This window comes from Arthrobacter sp. H35-D1, from assembly GCF_030063185.1.
In the GTDB taxonomy this organism is placed as follows: domain Bacteria; phylum Actinomycetota; class Actinomycetes; order Actinomycetales; family Micrococcaceae; genus Specibacter.
On sequence record NZ_JASISP010000015.1, the window covers coordinates 1 to 17,838 of the forward strand.

10 protein-coding genes are annotated in these 17,838 nt (G+C 62.4%); 5 read left to right on the forward strand and 5 right to left on the reverse strand.

Annotated features, from left to right (window positions below):
* Positions 1 to 580 precede the first annotated feature (580 nt).
* The gene (locus tag QMG25_RS20590; protein WP_502866413.1) at positions 581 to 877 is read right to left on the reverse strand and encodes a helicase associated domain-containing protein; all 297 of its coding nucleotides are present in this window, start codon (positions 875 to 877) and stop codon (positions 581 to 583) included.
* 554 nt (positions 878 to 1,431) lie between these two features.
* Here QMG25_RS20590 and QMG25_RS14100 point away from each other — a divergent pair.
* Positions 1,432 to 2,373 carry a phosphodiesterase gene (locus QMG25_RS14100; RefSeq protein WP_283461276.1) on the forward strand — a complete coding sequence of 314 codons (942 nt, stop codon included), beginning with the start codon at positions 1,432 to 1,434 and terminating at the stop codon, positions 2,371 to 2,373.
* A gap of 36 nt (positions 2,374 to 2,409) precedes the next feature.
* On the opposite strand, the gene QMG25_RS14105 is transcribed toward QMG25_RS14100, so the two are convergent.
* Together QMG25_RS14105 and QMG25_RS14110 are read right to left on the reverse strand one after the other, a co-directional pair.
* Positions 2,410 to 3,936 (reverse strand): stealth family protein, encoded by a 1,527-nt coding sequence (locus QMG25_RS14105; RefSeq protein ID WP_502866416.1) that lies wholly within the window; start codon positions 3,934 to 3,936, stop codon positions 2,410 to 2,412.
* Positions 3,937 to 4,482: 546 nt separating this feature from the next.
* Complete coding sequence (locus QMG25_RS14110) at positions 4,483 to 4,854, reverse strand: Helicase associated domain protein (RefSeq protein WP_283461277.1); 372 nt, start codon at positions 4,852 to 4,854, stop codon at positions 4,483 to 4,485.
* Positions 4,855 to 5,516: 662 nt separating this feature from the next.
* Between QMG25_RS14110 and QMG25_RS14115 the strand changes: the two genes are divergently transcribed.
* Genes QMG25_RS14115 through QMG25_RS14125 form a run of 3 tightly spaced genes read left to right on the forward strand, consistent with a single transcriptional unit; the run spans position 5,517 to position 8,158 of the window.
* Positions 5,517 to 6,503, forward strand: coding sequence for a biotin--[acetyl-CoA-carboxylase] ligase (locus QMG25_RS14115; RefSeq protein WP_283461278.1), 987 nt, complete (start codon positions 5,517 to 5,519; stop codon positions 6,501 to 6,503).
* A complete protein-coding gene (locus QMG25_RS14120) occupies positions 6,496 to 7,095 on the forward strand; it encodes a PH domain-containing protein (RefSeq protein WP_283461279.1) in 600 nt (199 codons plus the stop codon). Before QMG25_RS14115 ends, QMG25_RS14120 begins: the two co-directional genes overlap by 8 nt.
* 13 nt (positions 7,096 to 7,108) lie before the next feature.
* Complete coding sequence (locus QMG25_RS14125; RefSeq protein WP_283461363.1) at positions 7,109 to 8,158, forward strand: adenylate/guanylate cyclase domain-containing protein; 1,050 nt, start codon at positions 7,109 to 7,111, stop codon at positions 8,156 to 8,158.
* A gap of 85 nt (positions 8,159 to 8,243) precedes the next feature.
* On the opposite strand, the gene QMG25_RS14130 is transcribed toward QMG25_RS14125, so the two are convergent.
* Together QMG25_RS14130 and QMG25_RS14135 are read right to left on the reverse strand one after the other, a co-directional pair.
* Entirely contained in the window at positions 8,244 to 9,488 is a 1,245-nt protein-coding gene (locus tag QMG25_RS14130; RefSeq protein ID WP_283461280.1) for a response regulator transcription factor, read from the reverse strand.
* Positions 9,443 to 11,095, reverse strand: a complete 1,653-nt coding sequence (locus QMG25_RS14135; protein ID WP_283461281.1) for an ATP-binding protein — start codon at positions 11,093 to 11,095, stop codon at positions 9,443 to 9,445. Before QMG25_RS14135 ends, QMG25_RS14130 begins: the two co-directional genes overlap by 46 nt.
* A gap of 521 nt (positions 11,096 to 11,616) precedes the next feature.
* Here QMG25_RS14135 and QMG25_RS14140 point away from each other — a divergent pair.
* Positions 11,617 to 17,814 carry an Ig-like domain-containing protein gene (locus QMG25_RS14140; protein WP_283461282.1) on the forward strand — a complete coding sequence of 2,066 codons (6,198 nt, stop codon included), beginning with the start codon at positions 11,617 to 11,619 and terminating at the stop codon, positions 17,812 to 17,814.
* The last annotated feature ends 24 nt before the right edge of the window (positions 17,815 to 17,838 follow it).

Consider the following 17,838-nt stretch of genomic DNA (forward strand, 5'->3'; position numbering starts at 1 on the left):
CATAGTGGCTCCCGTTGGAGTAGATCAGTCTTGGTGGACCGAACTACTCAAACAGGAGCCACACCTCATTCCGCACTAGACACGCCGACTTGACATCAAACACCACGGCCTAACCGAACGGCATTGCTGTTAGGGGGCGGTCACGGCTCCGCAAGCTCCGCCGCGCCCACCCCTGTTTTCTACGCTGCGCATTTTTTGGTTGCTGTCCTTCGGATTTTACGTGTCCGCTCCACCCTGTCTAGCCCCTCCTTCGTCGGGGCCTGCACCAGGAAAAGCATGTTCCGGCGCTCGTTCCTCGCTTATTTCCACCACACGCTTTTTCCTGTCTTGCCGTAAAGGCCCAGTGCTCCTGTAACTGCCGTGGGGGCAATGAAGTGAGAACTTCCCCTGGTTTTAGGGGATTTCTCTGGCCTGGCGTTGTGTCAAGTTGGGTTCTTAGGCTCATGGGCTTCGGTGTCCAGAAAACGAGATATGGAGTCTAATCTGACAGATTCTGGTCCCATATTGGACGTCTGACTCGGCTACACCCCAACCAGACGCGCGATTGCCCCTGACGACGCGCTCAGGAGTACTGGGCCTTTTACGTGCGGCTGTGCCAGTCGGGAAAGGCTGCATCTAGAGCTTGGAGTCTCCATGGTAGGAGTGTGTTCTCGGCTCTTTTTTGGTGTTGGACGTGGAGCCAGACACAGAGAGTGTGTTCGTGCTCGGTTTCGTAATTTTTGTATCTGGGTAGCTGACCATGGGCTGCCAGGTAGTCCTTGAATTGGGTGAGCCGGATGAGCCATTGGTGGTCGAGTTCCGGCTGCCGGTTGGAGGTGTCCCAGCCGGGGAGGCCGCCTAGGAGCACGATTTTGGGTGTTGACAGAGTGAGACACATTTTTGAGACTTTCCAGAGTTGACCCAAGTTGCGTAGATTCGGCGATTTAGGTCGTGAGCTGTAGGTATGGGGGAAGGGTGGGTGGTTGTCTTATCAATGGAACCATTATTGAGGTTGAGCTGTCTCGCACTCGTCATCGGTGGTTGCCGGCGCGGCGTCTTGAGACGCATGCGATGGAAGACAACTCGGAGCGCTGAACTCCACAGATCGTGTTATCAAGCGATGACAGAATGTCACTGTGCACTGCCAGACTCTGTGATTGTGGGATCGTCTGCTGTTATTTTCTGCCATGGTCCGTTTCTATAGGGCCACTGCTGCGTCTTGCGTCGGTGCGAGGGATTCATAGTACCCATTCGGTGGCGGTGGCGGTGCCGGTGCCGGTGGCGGCTCGGGTGCGGTGGGTCGGCTAGATGCAGGGCCTGGTGGGGAAGCGCAAACGTTATTTCAAATTGTGGGCGGTGTTGGGTTGTAGTTCACTGAGGCGGTGGTTGGATGGGGGTAGATGAGAGGGATGGGGCAGCCGCCGCATCCTGCACCCGACTATTAAGGCAGTTATGGATTTTTTCGAGGCGGAGCATCCCCGGCCGCGCCACTTCCTGCTTCATCTGAGCGACACCCACCTGCTGGGTGGGCTGGGTCCCCTTTATGGGGCTGTGGACAGTGAGGAGCGGTTGCGTCAAGTCTTTGCTGAGATCGCGATGTCGGGCGCCCGGCCGGAGGCGGTGATCTTTACCGGCGATCTCACCGACAAGGGCGAGCCCGAGGCGTACGCGAAGTTGCGCCGGATCGTGGAGCCGGTCTGCAAGGACATGGGTGCCGAGGTGATCTGGGCCATGGGGAACCATGACCATCGCGGGAACTTTCGTGCTGGTCTGCTGGGGGAGCCAGCGAACAATGCGCCGGTAGACCATAGCCATTTCCTGAACGGGCTGCGGGTTATCACCTTGGACACTTCGGTGCCGGGTTTCCACCACGGTGAGCTCGGTGCGGACCAGCTGGAGTGGCTGGCTGGTGAACTCGCCACACCTGCCCCTGACGGCACCATCTTGGCACTCCACCATCCACCGGTGCCCAGCGTGCTGGATCTGTCCGTGCTCGTCGAGTTGCGCCAGCAGTCCGAGCTGGCTGCTGTGGTGCGCGGCTCCGACGTACGCACCATCCTGGCCGGGCACTTGCATTACTCGAGCACCGCCATGTTTGCCGGGATACCGGTGTCTGTCGCCTCCGCCACGTGTTACACCCAGGATCTGAACGTGCCGGTGGGCGGGACCCGCGGCCGCGACGGCGGGCAGGCCTTCAACTTGGTCCATGTGTACGAGCACACCATTGTCCACTCAACCGTTCCGCTGGGCACTGGCCTGTCCGTTGGGGAGCAGGTCAGTGCCGAGCAGACGCAGGATCGTCTGGCTGCTGCTGGGGTGCGCATCCCGGATCACGCGCTGCGCACCACGGGCCTTCCTAGCCAGGCGCGACGGCGCGAGCTGCCTCCGCGCTAAAGGTCGGGACCTTTGTGGGTCGGCGGAGTGGGCGGGCTACTGTTCCCAAGGGGCCGTGATCGGGAAATACTTTTGCAGGAATCCGGTCACCAATTCGGCACGTTCAGCGGCGGGGACCTCCGGGAAGCTGCCGTCGTTAAGGCAGAAGAAGTCCATGTTGCGCTTGGTTAGCAGTTTCGGCAGGTACTTCAAACCCGCTCGTGCCGTTGTGTCGACATACCCTACCTTGGCGTCAGTCTGGACTGCGGCCTTGCCTGTGAGCAGCCCGTAGTAGTGATACAGCGAGTTGGTGACGGAAATATTCTCCGCCGATCGAAAGGTGCTGGCCGCGGTGGCCTTGAATTCCGCTGGGAATTCCCGCTCCATTTCCGCCATGACACTGCGGCGCAGGGGAACGGGGGCATGTTCGAGATGTCGGGTGGTGATGCGTCCGAACCGGTCCCACAGTAGCTTCCGGTTCACCCGGGCCGCGTTCTCAAAGCCGCTGCGCTCGATGTCGCTTTCACCCAGACCTATCCTGGTCTCCGCTTCGATGAACTTCGTGATTCCCCCGGGTGTGAAGAACATGTCCGGGCTCACGGGACGGCCGAAGAACATGTCGTCATTGGAGTACAGAAAATGTTCTGACAAGTCGTCAATGTGGTGCAGTTGGCACTCCACGGCCTGTGAATTGTGAGTGGGCAGCACCGATGGGTCGGCGAAGAATTCCTCACTGCGCACCACCGTCACCGATGGGTGATCGGCGAGCCAGGACGGAGCGGGGGAGTCTGTGGCGATAAAGATACGTCGAATCCATGGCGCAAACGTGTAGACGGAGCGCAGCGCATACTTGAGCTCGTCGATCTGCCGGAACCGAGCCTCATGATCGTCACCCTCGCCCACTACGACACCCTTCATCCGGGCGCGCCTGGCGGCAATATATTCCGGTGAGCTGCCGTCAACCCAGGAAAAGACCAGGTCAATGTCGAAGCCGATGTCGGAGGCGTGGTCGGCGAACATGTTCTCAATGGTCGGCCAGATGTGCCCATACCTTTCCACCGTTCCACGCACGGCGTCCTGTGCCAACAGTGTGCGCCGGGTCAGTGAATTCTCGACGGGCAGCACCAGCTGCTCGCCCTCAAAGCTCCACAGCTCAATCTGCACCCCCAACGACGCCCCGTAGCTCAGCCCGCCGCCGGGCTCCCACCGTGGACGGTACAGGCGCAGAATCCGGGACCTGCTGTTCCTGGTCAGTGCACCGTCGGCTACCAGCAACGCAGACTTCGTGCGGGTATCCACCGTCAAGGCATAAAACGGTTCGTTGGCACATGCTTCAACAAGTGCCTTGCACAGCATCGCCCGGTTCTTCCAGTCGACAGAGATCACCGGCCGTTCGTCGTTGCCACGCACCAGTAGGTACTCCAGCCGGGCCGCTTCCAAGGCACCGCGGATGAACAACAGGTCATCGACCATGGCCTCATTCGGTGTGCGGTCCCGGTTGACCAAGACGTACCTGCCGCCGTGACGGACGACGTCCGGCCTGTCCTTGAAGCGGATGGCAGCGGACGGCGGGGTCAGCTCAATAAGCTCAAGGTCCTCGTCGGTTGCAGGATTGCCATAGTAGACATCATGCGCGGCGGTTACATCTGTAATGGGGGCTCCAATGCTGTGTCAAATAATGCTGGAGGGGAGAGAGTAGGTTGTCTTTCTTGAATAATAGTCCGTAGACGGTATACCGCGGACCAAAACAGCAGGATAATACCGGGCAGGCCACTCAGGTCGTAGAAACACACCCAAAAACGGGCATTTTGTGGTTAAACCACCGCTCACACAAGAACTTTCATCGATGAACGAGGTAAACACGCAGCAACTATTTTCCTTCAGACGTACAAGATGAGCCAAACAGCGATCTGTGTAGGGGATTGGCCGGGAATCATCTTGTCAATGGTTCCATTATTGAGACTGAACGGTCTGGCACGGGCGCTGGTTTTCTGGCCGTGTTGAATGTCCGACACTGTCCGCAGACTCTGCCTAATCGACCGTCGTTGGAAGGCCCGAGCACCACGAGGTTACAAGCCCCGATAGAATCTTGCCGACAGTATCGAGCAGTGCGATGTTGACGCATCATTTTTATGTTCGGCTGTGCCAGCCGGGATGGGTGGAGTTCAGTGCTTCCAGCCTCCATGGGTGGAGTGTTTTTTCTGCCCTTTTTTGGTGTTGGACGTGGAGCCAAACACCCAGAGTGTGCTCGTGCTCCGTTTCATAGTTCTTGTAACTGGGTAGGTGGTTGGTGGCTGCGATGTAGTCCTTGAACTGGCTGAGCCGGGTGAGCCATTGTTCATCGAGTTCGAATTGCCGGCTGGATGTTTCCCAGCCGGGAAGGCTGCCCAAGAGGACGATTTTCGGTCTTGAGAGTGTTCCTCGGTTTTGGGCGCGTCGTTGGGCAATGATCCAGGTGTGGAGGGGTGCCTCGACCGGCAGGTCAGAAAATGAGCGAGTCACACCCGGCCGGAGTAGCACCAGTCTGCCAGCCAGCCCCGGGCCAGCCAATATCCATTAGAGAAAATGACAGCGACCCGTGCCATTGTCAGGAAATCCATTGCCATGCAAGCGATCGCACCACACCCCAAAAGGGGCCTTTGTGCTAACTGCTGTTCAGTTCCTACTCCACCCCCAGGAGGACAACACCATGAACCACCTGAGTGGTTACCCTCAGTGTTGCCGCTAGCGAGGAGCTCACGCGCTTCCTCGGGGGTGGGCTTGGTCCAAGATTCTCCTGTTTCCATGTAGGCAACACCAGCACGTGTTGCCTACGTGGAAACATCCCTCTTCCAGTACGTTGAGAACGAATTCCCGGAAATTGCGGCAAGTGTCCCGCATACCGGTCCATCACTAGCGCAAGCGACCCCCAATATCCGCAAGACCACTCTCATCGCGTTTCCACCACCGGCCGATTCCCTTATGCCCCGCCCGCAAAGAAGCCCTGGGCGCTATGCGGGACAAGGCATGGAGCAGCCCAGACGTGATCGAGTCGCGTTCCCATGGTCCAGGTGTAGTGAGATGGGTCCACTTTGGATGAGACAGGACGGCCGTTCCAGCCGCGTGGCGGATAGCCCGGCTGCGGACGACGGGAACGCGGTGCCACGGCCGATAAGCTTGTGTCCATGACCGTTGTCCCGCCTTCGCCCGAGCCGCCCGCACTGAAGACTTCCCTCCTGCGGACTGCCTTGATGCAACCCCAAGGCTGCTTTGGGCGGGTGGAGGTGGTGGGCGCAACCGGCTCAACCAATGCGGATTTGGCCGCCAACGCCGCCGCACCGGGGGAGCACTGGCCCGACTTGAGCGTGCTGATTGCAGATGCCCAGGAAGCCGGGCAGGGCAGGATGGGCCGGTCCTGGGAGGTCCCTGCAGGGGCTGCCATGATTTCCAGCGTGTTCCTGCGCCCCGGGGAACAGTCCCTGCAGTCCGGCGGGAGCCCGGACTTTGCTGCACCGGCCACTGCTGCACCGGCCATTGCCGCACCAGCCTTTGCCGCTACTGGCTATGGATGGCTGTCCGTGCTGGCAGGGTTGGCACTGTGCGGTGCCGTACGCACCTGCACAGGTGTTCCGGCCGAACTGAAATGGCCCAACGACGTGGTGGTGCGCGGGCGCAAGCTCGCAGGGATACTCGCCCAGGTGGTCCCGGCCCGCAGCGTGCAGGGAGGCTCCAGCGCTGCGCCGGGGCCCGGCGTCGTGGTGGGGGTGGGCGTCAATGTCTCTGCCCGAGCCCATGAGCTCCCCGGAGACAAGGCGACGTCGTTGCTGTTGGAAGACGCAGCGGAATTGGACAGGAATGTGCTGCTGCCGGCGTATCTGTTGAAGTTTGCGGACCTTTACCGGGAGTTCGTCGCGGTGGGCGGGGATGCCATCCGGCCGCTCACCGGCGGGTCCAGTGTGCTGGAACTGGCGCAGGCGTCGATGGGCACCTTGGGCCAGAAGGTGCGGGCCGAACTGCCCGGCGGGGCCATGCTGTACGGCACGGCCACGGCCCTGGCCAACGACGGGTCGCTGTTGCTGCGCGATGCCGCTGGAGCGGTTCATGCTGTCAATGCCGGGGATGTGATCCATTTGCGCAGGACAGGAACCGACGGTTCGGTGAACTATGCGTAGCTGGCTGCAAGAGGGGGAACAGGTTGAAATTCGTTGCCGGCAACATGCGCGCATCCTGATCTGGCCTGTCACGGTGGCCTTGGTGCTGGTCTTTGCCGCTGCCGCAGGGCTGGCCAAGCTGCAGCCGGTGCCCTTTTCCCAATGGGCGTACGGCGCCGGGGAGTGGCGGGAGCCGGCCGTGGTGGTGCTGTTCGCCGTCGGCGTTTTCCTGCTGCTGGCCTATCCTGTCCGGCGCGTGCTGCGCTGGGTCAATACCCGCTACGTGTTGACGAACCAGCGGCTGCTGGTGCGGCGCGGGCTGTTTGGCCGGATCACCGAGGTCCATGTGCTGGAACAGGTTCGCCAAGTGCTCCCCCACCAGAAGTGGCGGCAGAAAATGGCCGGCTCCGGGGACATCCAGCTGCACATGCTGGCCGGATACGTGCGCACGGTGGTCGAGGTGCCCGAGCTGAAACGCTTCAATGAAGAAATTCAAAAAGCATGGACCGCGGCTTTCCGTGCGGCCATTCAGCAAACACCCCCTGAAGGGGACTACGCTAGTGAAGTTGGAATGAACGAGAAGGAGCTGCGCAAGCTTGGAAGAGACCAATGATCCACCCGAGCCGATGCTGCCTCCTGCAACACGAAATCAAACACGGGACTTGGAAACGCAACTTTTAGGCGGCGAGCGGACGCTCAAACGCCGCGACGTGGCCGCCGGGGCCGGTGTCTCGCTGCTTTCCGCACGCAAAATTTGGCGCGCCATGGGCTTCCCCAACTTGGGCGACGACGACGTAGCCTTCACCGAACGCGACCAGGACGCACTGAAAACCGTTGTCACCATGGTCAGGGAAGGGCTCCTGACGGAGGAAACAGCAATCTCCGTGACCCGATCCATCGGCCAAATGACCGACAGGATGGCTGTCTGGCAGATCGAGGCCCTGGTGGAGGACCTCGTGGCGGAGCACGGAATCAGCGACGCCGAAGCGCGCCGTGCCGTGGTGTCCGAGCTGCCCAACTTGATTGCCCCGCTGGAAGAACTCTTGGTCTATTCCTACCGGCGCCAGCTCAATGCCGGAATCCAGCGTCTTGCCGTGCGGGCCGAGGAAGGCCTGGCCTCCAGTGAACTGGGACGCGGCGGCGACGAGGACGACGCACCTCTGCCCCTCGCCCGGGCCGTGGGCTTTGCCGACCTTGTCAGCTACACCTCCCTGTCCCGGCGCATGAATGAAAAAACGCTGGCCCGCCTGGTGCAGCGCTTTGAAAATGTTTGTTCGGACATCATCAGTGTTGGCGGCGGTCGGCTGGTGAAGACCATTGGCGATGAAGTCCTCTTCAACTGTGAAACGCCCGTGGCGGGAGCCCAGATTTCGCTGGCCCTGGCGGAAGCGATGGCGGCGGACGACTTCCTGCCCGAAGCCCGGGTGGCCATGGTGTGGGGCCGGGTCCTCTCGCGCTTGGGCGACATTTACGGCCCCACGGTGAACCTCGCTGCCCGGCTGACCTCGCTGGCGCAACCGGGCACCGTGCTGGTTGACTCCGTGACGGCCTCGGCGTTAACCAACGACGACAGGTTCGTGCTGACACAGCTGCCGGTTGAAAACGTGCGCGGATTTGGCGAGATTGCCCCCGTGCTGCTGGGACGCGGCACGGGCAAGGGCATCGTCGTCGACTGACCCCTTTGGGTACTGCGCCAGGTCAACGTTGGGGCCGGGTCGCGTGCCGGGAAAGATCTAGGCGGTTGGCGGCACCGCTCTTGCGCTAAAGGTGTGAGATGTGAGTGCTGACTGTTTTCTCGCTGATCACCAACGACGCGGCGATTTCAGCGTAAGTGCGTCCTGCAACAACAAATTCGAGAATTTCCCGCTCACGGGGAGTGAGCCCGGTCAGCTCCACTTGGTTCGGTTCCGGACTGGGGGCTGCTGGCTTGTCAACGGTGATTCGGGCACCCATGGAGAGTTTGCGCAAACATTCCTGGAGGGGACCGGCGTGGAGTTCTTCGGCGAGAGCGACTCCCCGACGCAGCACGGTGGATGCCAACGCCCGCTGCGAGTGGCCATGCAGCAGCAGTGATTCCGCGGCCCGCCAACAGGAGTAAGCCTCCTCCCAGGGCAAGGTCGCCGCCTGACAGGCATCGGCTGCCTGAATCCACTGGTGTGCGTTCCCTGCACTCTGGAAGGCCCGGCCCACCTCGGCACCGTAGAGCCTGGTGAACGCTTCAACGTGCCGGTCATAGTGTTCGGTGTGAGTACCAGGTTCGCGCAGCACGGAGGGAAAGTTGGCTACCAACGACTCGGTACGCGCGAGCAGATCTGTGCTGGGACACTTCTGATCCCGCGAGATCTGGAGCAGGTCTGCCAAGGCGCGTGCGGCCAGCGGGGCCAGCCATTCGCACATGGTGGGTGGCTGCCCGTCGGCGCTGAGCCCGGTCATGGCAGCACCATAGGCGGCTTCCGCATTGCCAGCGGCCAGCTTCACTTCGGCGCGGACGGCGTCGAAATCGAGGTTGTGGAAATCTGAGGCCTTGGTGAAAAGTTCCTCGGCGCGGGCGAGGTGAGCCTCCGCCTCCGACTGCCTGCCCTGCCACGACGCCAACCTGGCTGCCGTCAGTCTTGCCGCCACGTCGCCAATAGCTCCGGGGTCGGATCCCAGTGCCACGCGAAGCGCCTGCTGGCACTGTTGCCAGCGGCCCACGGCCAAATAGCCACTGGCTTCGTCGGCAGCCGCCTTGGCAAGGTAGGTATGCGGGGATCCAAGCCTGGCCAACCGTTCCCTTCCGACACGCTTCAGATCGGCGAAGGCTAAACTACTCCACGTCTCCGTCGCGTTGGCCTGCCAACTGGTTGCGTGCAGTAGCGCCCAAGGATCCCGGGCCTGTTCAGCCGCGCTTGCCGCGTGGCTCGCCAAGACCCTGGCTTGGGCAGGCTGTCCAGCAAAGAGTGCCGCCATGGAGTTGGCCGTCAGGGCATAGGAGAGAGCCTTGGGGTTGCCTGCTTTCCTTGCCACTGCGAGGGCCTGCGCAGCCCGACCCGGAGACTTGGGGTCGTTTTCCCATAGCCCGATGTGGCCAAGTTGGCCAACGAGTAGGCGTACTGCCAGCTGTGCGGGACTGCACTGGCGAGCTGGACTGCGCGCCGCAACTGACTAGGGGAGAAGAACTCCCGGCCCGTGACAAAACGCAGCATGGTGCGGCGCACCAGCAGCTCGGCAACGTCCAGCGGCCGTTCCCTGCTGTCCGTCCCCGCCAGCAACGCTTCGACCGCTTCCAACTCACCTTCCTGGGCGCCCGTCTGCTCTGCAGCGCTCCGCAGCTTGGACCACAACTCGTTCAGGCTCTCCTCCGCGTGGGGAAGCCCGCTGTGCAACGCCAATGCGCGCCGCAGCAAGCGGAGTATCTCGGCCGCACCGCCTGCACGACCGGCAGCAGCTGCTGCACGCAAGGCCCAGCGATAGGCCTCGGCCGTGTGACCGGCATGAAAATGGTGGTCCGCCAGTGACACCAGGGAACCAAAATCGGGGTCGTCCTGGACTCCCAACAGCTCTTCCCCATGGGCTGCAAAGCGGGCGTGCAAATACTTCCGCTCATCAGCATCCAACCTCTGTTGCAGGACCTCGGCGATCAGTGGATGGCGGAACCACCAGCGGGTTCCGTCCGTACTGCGCTCGAGAATGCCAGCATCGGCAGCTTCATGCAGCAGCACCAAGATGCTGTCGGTGCTGCTGGGGCCGTGGTCCAGCCGTGCCACGGCGTCCAGATTAACGGGTTGCAGGGGCTGGCCGCCCACAGCCATGAGCGTGGCCAGCCGCCGTGCCTCGTCGGACAGACCGCGCCATGAACGCAGCACCGTCCCCTTCAAATCGGCTGGCAGCTCATCCGGCAGATGCCGCGACTGCGGATCCAACCCTGCAACGACCAACCGGTTGAGATAGGCATTTCCAGCGGTTTGGGCAAAGACTTCCTGCAGTAGCGACTGGTGCGGGGGAGCGCCCAACAACTGCGTCAATTGAGCATCCGTGGCCAGTCGGTCCAGGGGCCCAAGTTCCATCCAGTCGATCCGCGGCATGCGGCGGATATCGGCCAGCCAGCGCTGCAGTGGATGGTCCTCGCTAACTTCACCATTGCGCAGCGTGGCAATGATGGCCAGCCGCCTGTCGGCCGGGCCGGCAATCAAGTACATCAACACATCCAAGGTGCTTTGATCCGCCCACTGCAGGTCGTCAATGACCAGGACCACCGGCCGGCGCTTGCAGAGCTGGTCAAGCCAGGCATCAATCGCCAACGGCACATCGTAGGCCAGTGCCCCCGCCGCCGGCAGTGTGGGGCGCGCATCGCCGTCGAACGTGGGAGCGGCACGGAATGCTGAACGCAGCGCCAGGAACGGGATCGTGGTGGTTGTCATCGGCAGGGCGGCGCCGCTGAAGATCCAGCCGGTGAATTCCGCAGTTGCGCAGGAATGCTGAACCAACGCAGTTTTCCCCACCCCCGCGTCGCCGGCGACCACCAGCGTGCCGGACATGCCCGCAGTGGCACCGGCCAAGAACGCGCCTAGGAACTGCAGTTCCGTTGCCCGTCCCACGATGTCGGCGCCATGGACGCCCGCATGCTCGACCACCCTTCAAGTTTCCCACCACGACGGCCAGAAGGGCAGCGTGAAAAATATCAGGGTCTTGCCCGACTTTCTCAGGTGCCGCTCCCGATGTTTGGCACGGCGCCAGGGAGGAGCGTGGAGGTTCAGAAGCGCAGTCGAAGAAAGGCAAGAAAGTGTTGACATCACGTTTTACATCACGGAGAGCATCACGGTGGACGTGCTCGGCAGCAGCCGTACTGTTTTTGGCTGTTTTCATCCCGTCACCGGCCGTCGCGTACCAGGATCCCGGCACGTTGGAGGGAATGGTGGACAGCCCCGCCAGCCAACACTGTCCGCTGAGAAGAATCGGCGCGCAATTTGTTCGCTGCGACGCACTCACAGGAGCCGGGGCAGCTGCACCATGCTGGGTGCTGGAGGACTGAGGGGAGTGCGGATTAATCCATTCGACGTATAATGGCGTGGGGCGCCATGCATATTGGCCGCGCCACAACAGGGGGAGCAACAGGAATACTTCCCCTGCGGAGACAGGTATTGGGAGTTAGTACATGGCATTGCAGGCGCTCACAGGAAGATCCTTGCGCAAAAAAGACATTTTCGGGATCTCCGGAACGTTTCTTGTTGCAGCTTCGCTGGTGACCGGCGCCGTGGTGTATCCCGGCTTTGCCACGGCAGACGTGGACCTCAACGACGGCAGCGTCTGGGTGACAAACCGCGCCGACGGCCTGGTGGGCCACCTGAACGACCAATCAAAAGTGCTTGACGGCGGATTCAGCGCCACCACCACCGGCTTTGACGTGGTGCAAAACGGCGGCGACGTGTTCATGAGCGGAGACGGCGGCAATCTCCTGAACCCCGTCAACGTCCCCATGATGTCCATGGCCTCGGAAACGGATCTTGGCGGCGGCAAGGCCACGTCCCAGGGCAGCAACTTTGTGGCACTGACGGATGCAGGCATGGGCAAGGTGTGGGCCATGCCGAGCGCCGAGGTGCCCGGATTCAACGACAAAACCTCCGTCCCGATCCTCAGCGGCCTCGACAACCCCGTCTCCGCCACGGCCCCCGACGACACCATTTTCACGGTGGCAACCAAATCCTCCGAACTCATCACCACGCTCATGAACGACGCCGGCAAGGTCGCCTCCCAGGAGCGGACCAAGGTTGAGGGGCTGGCCGGGTTGAACGACGTCCAGCTCACAGTGGCCGGCGGCAAGCCCGTCGCGTTTTCACCCGAGGCGGGAAAGCTGTTCCTGCCGGACGGGAAGAGCGTCACTGTCCCCGATGCCCAAGGCGCGCTTTTGGCCCAGCCCACCGCCGAAGGCAACTTCGTGGCAGTGGAGACGGCCACGGCGCTCGTCACCCAACCCCTCGACGGATCCGCGGCGAAGGTCCTGCAATTGGGCAGCACCGGCAAGGCTGTGGCCCCGGTGGTGCAAAACGGCTGCGTCCACGCGGCCTGGTCCGGCGCCAACAAGTACGCCCTTTCCTGCGAGGGTGGCGGCGAACTCGTGGACATCCCCAAGGCCGGGGGCAACTCGGAGTTTGTGTTCCGCAAGAACCGAGAGGTGGTGGTGCTCAACGACATCAACTCCGGCAACGTGTGGCTTGTCAACCAAAACATGCTGCTCGTGAACAACTGGGACGACCTCAAAACTGATTTGAAAAAAGCCGACAACGCCGACAAGGATTCCGCGGACCCCAATGTGGTCAGCACCCTGCCGGACAGGACAAAGCCCAACCGCCAGCCGGAAGCCCTTCCGGACGAATTCGGCGTCCGGGCAGGGAAAACAACCATCCTGCCGGTGCTGTTCAACGACTCCGATCCGGACGGCGACGTGCTCACGGTGGAGCCTCCCGCCGTCGAACCTGCCCTGGGTGCGGTGCAATCCATCTACGGTGGCACCGGGTTGCAGATCAACGTCCCCGAAGGCACCAAGGGTGCCGCGCAATTTGGCTACGTCGCCAATGACGGCCGTAGCGGCACGGACGGTGCCACAGTGGATGTGCGGGTGGTGCCGGAAAGCGAAAACTCCCCTCCGCGGGCACTGCGCGACGCCACCCTGGTGGTGGAGCAGGGCCAAACCATGGTGCAAAACATGCTGGCGGACTGGATCGACCCCGAGGGCGACGACATCTTTTTGACGGATGCCGTCTCCGATGATGAAACCGCCGTCATTAAAACCAGCCCCGACGGCGAATTGAAGTACACCGACGACGGTGAAGAAGCCGGCATGAAGTCCATGACCATCACCGTTTCCGACGGCGTGGACAGCACCGAACGCAAGATCAAGGTCAACGTCAAGCCCGGCGGCACCGTGCCTCCCGTGGCCAATGCCGACTTCTTCCGGGCCGTGGTGGGCCAGCCGATAGCGCTGTCGCCGCTGAAAAATGATCAGGATCCCTCCGGCGGAAAACTGCGCCTGGCCAGCGTCTCCAAGCCGCCCAATGCCACAGTCTCCAAAATTGCGGACAACGGCACCGTCACGTTTACCGCCAGCAGCCCCGGCCCCGTGTACCTGGAATACCAGGTGACCAACGGACCCATGAGCGCCACCGGCCTGATCCGCGTGGACGTGGTGGCCGCGGACACCAAGGGGCTGCCGGTCGCCGTGAAGGACCTGGCCATGCTGCCCTCCGGCGGCTCCGTCCTGGTGGACGTGCTGGGCAATGACATGGACCCGGCCGGCGGCGTGCTCGTGATCCAGTCGGTGGACGTGCCCGGCGGCTCGCCCGTCACCGCCACCATCCTTGAACGCAACGTGCTCAAGCTCACCGACGTGCGCGGCCTCACCGGCAACATGAGCATCAAATACACCATTTCCAACGGCGAAGGCAGCGCCGTGGGCGAGATTTCCATCATCCGGATTCCGGCCCCCGACAAGCTGCTGCCACCGCGCGTTGAGCCCGACACTGCCGTGGTTCGAGTGGGAGATATTGTCACCATTCCGGTCCTGGCGAACGACGTCGACCCCAACGGGGAGGTGCTGAAGGCACCTGTGGTGGTGGAGACGGGGGACCCGGAGGCAGGCAAGCTCTTTGCCGACCAAAACCAGCTGCGCTACATCGCCGGCCAGACAGCGAAGAAGGTCACGGGCGTCTACAAGGTGGCCAACAGTTCGGGGCAGTTCGCCTCGGCCAAGGTGGACATCACCATCATTGCCGCCGACCCCGAACACAACCTGCCGCCGGCGCCCAAGAACCTGACCGGACGCGTCATTGCCGGGGATCAGCTGAGGATCCCCGTGCCGCTGAACGGCATCGATCCCGAGGGCGACTCCGTGGAGCTCGTGGGCATTGACAAGGCACCTTCGCTGGGTACAGCCGAAACCGGCAACGGCTATATTTTCTACACCGCCGGCGGCAGCTCCGCAGGCACCGATACCTTCAGTTACCGGGTGCGGGACCGCCTCGGCGCCGAGGCCATTGCCCGCGTGGACGTGGGCGTTGCCCCTCCGCTGAACATGAACCACCCGCCTGTCACCGAGGACGACTTCATCACCATCCGGCCGGACCGCAAGGTGGCGCTGGATGTGTTGCTCAATGACTCTGATCCCGACGGTGGCCAGCTGGGCCTCGTCAAGGACGGCTTCAAGGGTCCCGAGACCATGGCACCCTCGGTCACCGACAAGGGGAAAGTGGTGGTGACCTCGCCGCTGGAGCCGGGCATCGCCACCATGTTGTACACGGTGGTGGACAAGTTCGGCGCCCGCGCCACCGGCAATATCCGCATGACTGTCACCCCGGACGCACCGCTGAAGGCACCCATCGCCCGCGACGACCGTGTCACCGTGAAGCAAATGCTGGGCAAGAACACCGTCGACGTTCCGGTGCTGGAAAATGACGCCGATCCCGACGGCGTGACGGAAGCCTTGAAGGTGGCCGTCCAGTCGGCGCCGGGCAAGCCGGCAACAAGCGCCTCGGTGCTTTCCTCCGGCGCCGTGCGCGTGGTGCTCGAAGCCGGGGAGCAGATGGTTCCCTACACCATTAGGGACCAGGACGGATTGAGCGCAACGGCCGTGATTTGGGTCCCGGGCCTGGACAAGCAATACCCCGTGCTCAAAAGCAACAAGGTGATCCGGTTGACGGCGGGGGAGTCGGCCACCATGAACCTTGCCGACTATGTGCAGGTGCGCGAAGGGCGCAAACCTCGCCTGACCGAGGCGGCCAAGATTTCCCTGTTGGGCGCCTCCAACGAGGACGTCATTGTCGGAGACGGTGCTGGGATCAAGTACAACGCGGACATCAAGTTCTACGGCCCCGGCTCCATCACTTTTGAAGTCACCGACGGTTCCGGCCCCGATGATCCGGACGGCTTGAAGTCGACCCTGACAGTCATGACACTCGTGGACCCGGCCCCCGTCGAGGAAAAGGCGAAGGACCCGGAAAAGAAGGAAAAGAAGAAGGAAGAAAAGAAGAACACCCCTCCCACGTTCACCGGTTCCACCCTTGATGTCCCACAGCAGGAAACCGTCACCTTGGATGTTGGCCCGCTGGCCTTTGACATCGATCCGGGCGACAAAGAGAAGTTCACGTTCTCCCTGGCCGGTGGCGCACCGGACGGTTTCACCGTTGATTTCAAGGGCACTGTGCTGACCGTTTCGCTCAAGGACGGCGCCACAGTGGGCACCGCAGGCACCCTCCAGGTGCAGGTCGACGACGGCAGCAACGATCCCGTGGTGGCCAGCGTCGCCCTAAAGGCCATCTCCTCCTCGGAGCCGCTGGCCGTGGCGAACGAGGACATTGTCAAGGATGGCCATGCCGGACGTGCGGAGGTGGTCAAGGTGCTGGGCAATGACGTGAACCCGTTCCCGGACACCCCCTTGAAGGTGGTGGACACCGACGTCGAAACCGGCAACGAGGGCATCATTGTCACGCATGTGAACGACGCCGTCACCGTCAACACCGATCCCGACTACAAGGGCACCGTGGTGGTCCGCTACACCGTGGAGGACAAGACCAAGGACAAGGACAGGTACGCCAACGGCCGTATCCGCATCACTGTCAAGGGCAAGCCGGAGGCCCCGGCCAAACCGCAGATCGACGAGGAAAAAGACAAGGCGGTCCTGCTCACCTGGGCTCCGCCGGCTGACAACGGTTCTCCCATCAAGAAGTACACGGTGGAGTGGGCGGGCGGCTCGCAGGATTGTGGCACCAACACCTGCACCATCACCGGGTTGAAGAATGCCAAACCGTACAAGTTCAAGGTCACTGCCACGAACGACGTCGGCACTTCCGCTGCGTCGTCGTCGTCTGTCACTGCCACGCCGGACCGCGTCCCGGACGCACCGGCCGCCCCGAAGGTCACCTTTGGCGACAAGAAGGTGGAGCTGAAATGGGTCACCCCGGTGGGCGAATTCTCCGCCGTCAAAAAATTCAACGTGGAGATTTCCCCGGCTCCGCCAGGACAAAATGGCCAAAAACCCAATATCACCGGGAACACCCTGAGCTGGCCGGGGCTGGTCAACGGCACCGATTACCAGTTCCGGGTTCAGGCCGTCAACAACGCGCCCAACCCGTCCGATTGGGGCGCCTATTCCGAGACGGTGACCCCGGCTGGCCCGCCGTCGGCTCCCGCCGCACCCACCGTGAGCACGGCGCCGGCTGTGGGCTCCAACAGCCAGGTCAATGTCAGCTGGGCAGTGCCGTTCATCAACGGCGCGCCCGTCACGAAGTATGAGGTGGAGCGCAGCGGCGGCGGCAAGGCAGCCATCTCCCAAGTGAAGAGTGGGACCAGCGCCACGTTCTCGGTGGGGACTTCCACCGTGGGCTACCAGTACCGGGTCAAGGCCACCAACAAGGCCGGGACAAGCGCCTACGGACCCAAGTCCGCACCACAGCGTGCCGTGGGCAAGGTGGCGCCGATGGCGGCACCTGTCATCAAGCTGGTGGGCACCACTGGTGCCGGCGGGGCGGTCAAGGTGACGTACACGCCGCTGAGCGCCGCACAGCGCAACGGCTATTCCGCCGGTGAAGTGCAGTACTGCGTCAAGCTGTCCACTGCCGCGGAAAAGTGCGGCGTGGCCTCCGGCGCCCAATACAGCTCGCCGAACGGGAGCAACGTGTTTGCCACCGTGCGGGCCAGGGCCGCTACCGGATCCTCGTCCTCCGTGGGGGACGCCTCCGGCGCCTCGGCTACTGTGAGGCCCTATGGCACGCCCGGCAAGCCATCGATCAGCGGCACCAACGGCGCACAAGACTCAACCCGCATTTCCTATAGCTGGAGCGTCCCCGGCGGTGCAGTGGATGTGGCCAAAATGCAAATCAAGCTGCCCGGAGGCTCCTGGTCCACGCGAGCCGCCAGCGGCACGGCCACCTACAACACAGGCGGCTACAGCAAGTCAGTCACCATTAAAGCCAGGACGCTGAACTCGGTGGGCGCCCCCGGAGATGTCGCTGAAGTCACCAAAAGCAGTGGTGCCAAGACCCCGCCGCCTCCGCCGCCGAAGGTTACTGAAGTCATTGTTGAATCCGGCACCTGGCACTCGTGCACGCAGGGGCCAGGGGAGGGAGACAACTTCACCAGCTCGCCTGCAACCTGCGATGGCAACGTTTCACCCGGCGGAGATGTGAACCTGGGTGGAAAGTGGCTTGACCGGGCCGATGGCTGGGTCAAGGTTTCCAAATGTGGTGCCGGCTATTACAGCGATTGGTACGTCATATCCAGTGGACAGCAGGCCGGCCGTTGGGTCCGTGGCGACACAGTGGACGTGCGGGACCGCGACGGCGGCAATATCCGCTGCAGGTAATGGGCGCCATTTGATCCGGACCGA

Coding starts and splice junctions, on each gene's coding strand:
- QMG25_RS20590 (WP_502866413.1), bottom strand. CDS start 877: ATGTGTCTCACTCTGTCAACACCCAAAATCGTGCTCCTAGGCGGCCTC.
- QMG25_RS14100 (WP_283461276.1), top strand. CDS start 1,432: ATGGATTTTTTCGAGGCGGAGCATCCCCGGCCGCGCCACTTCCTGCTT.
- QMG25_RS14115 (WP_283461278.1), top strand. CDS start 5,517: ATGACCGTTGTCCCGCCTTCGCCCGAGCCGCCCGCACTGAAGACTTCC.
- QMG25_RS14120 (WP_283461279.1), top strand. CDS start 6,496: ATGCGTAGCTGGCTGCAAGAGGGGGAACAGGTTGAAATTCGTTGCCGG.
- QMG25_RS14125 (WP_283461363.1), top strand. CDS start 7,109: ATGCTGCCTCCTGCAACACGAAATCAAACACGGGACTTGGAAACGCAA.
- QMG25_RS14140 (WP_283461282.1), top strand. CDS start 11,617: ATGGCATTGCAGGCGCTCACAGGAAGATCCTTGCGCAAAAAAGACATT.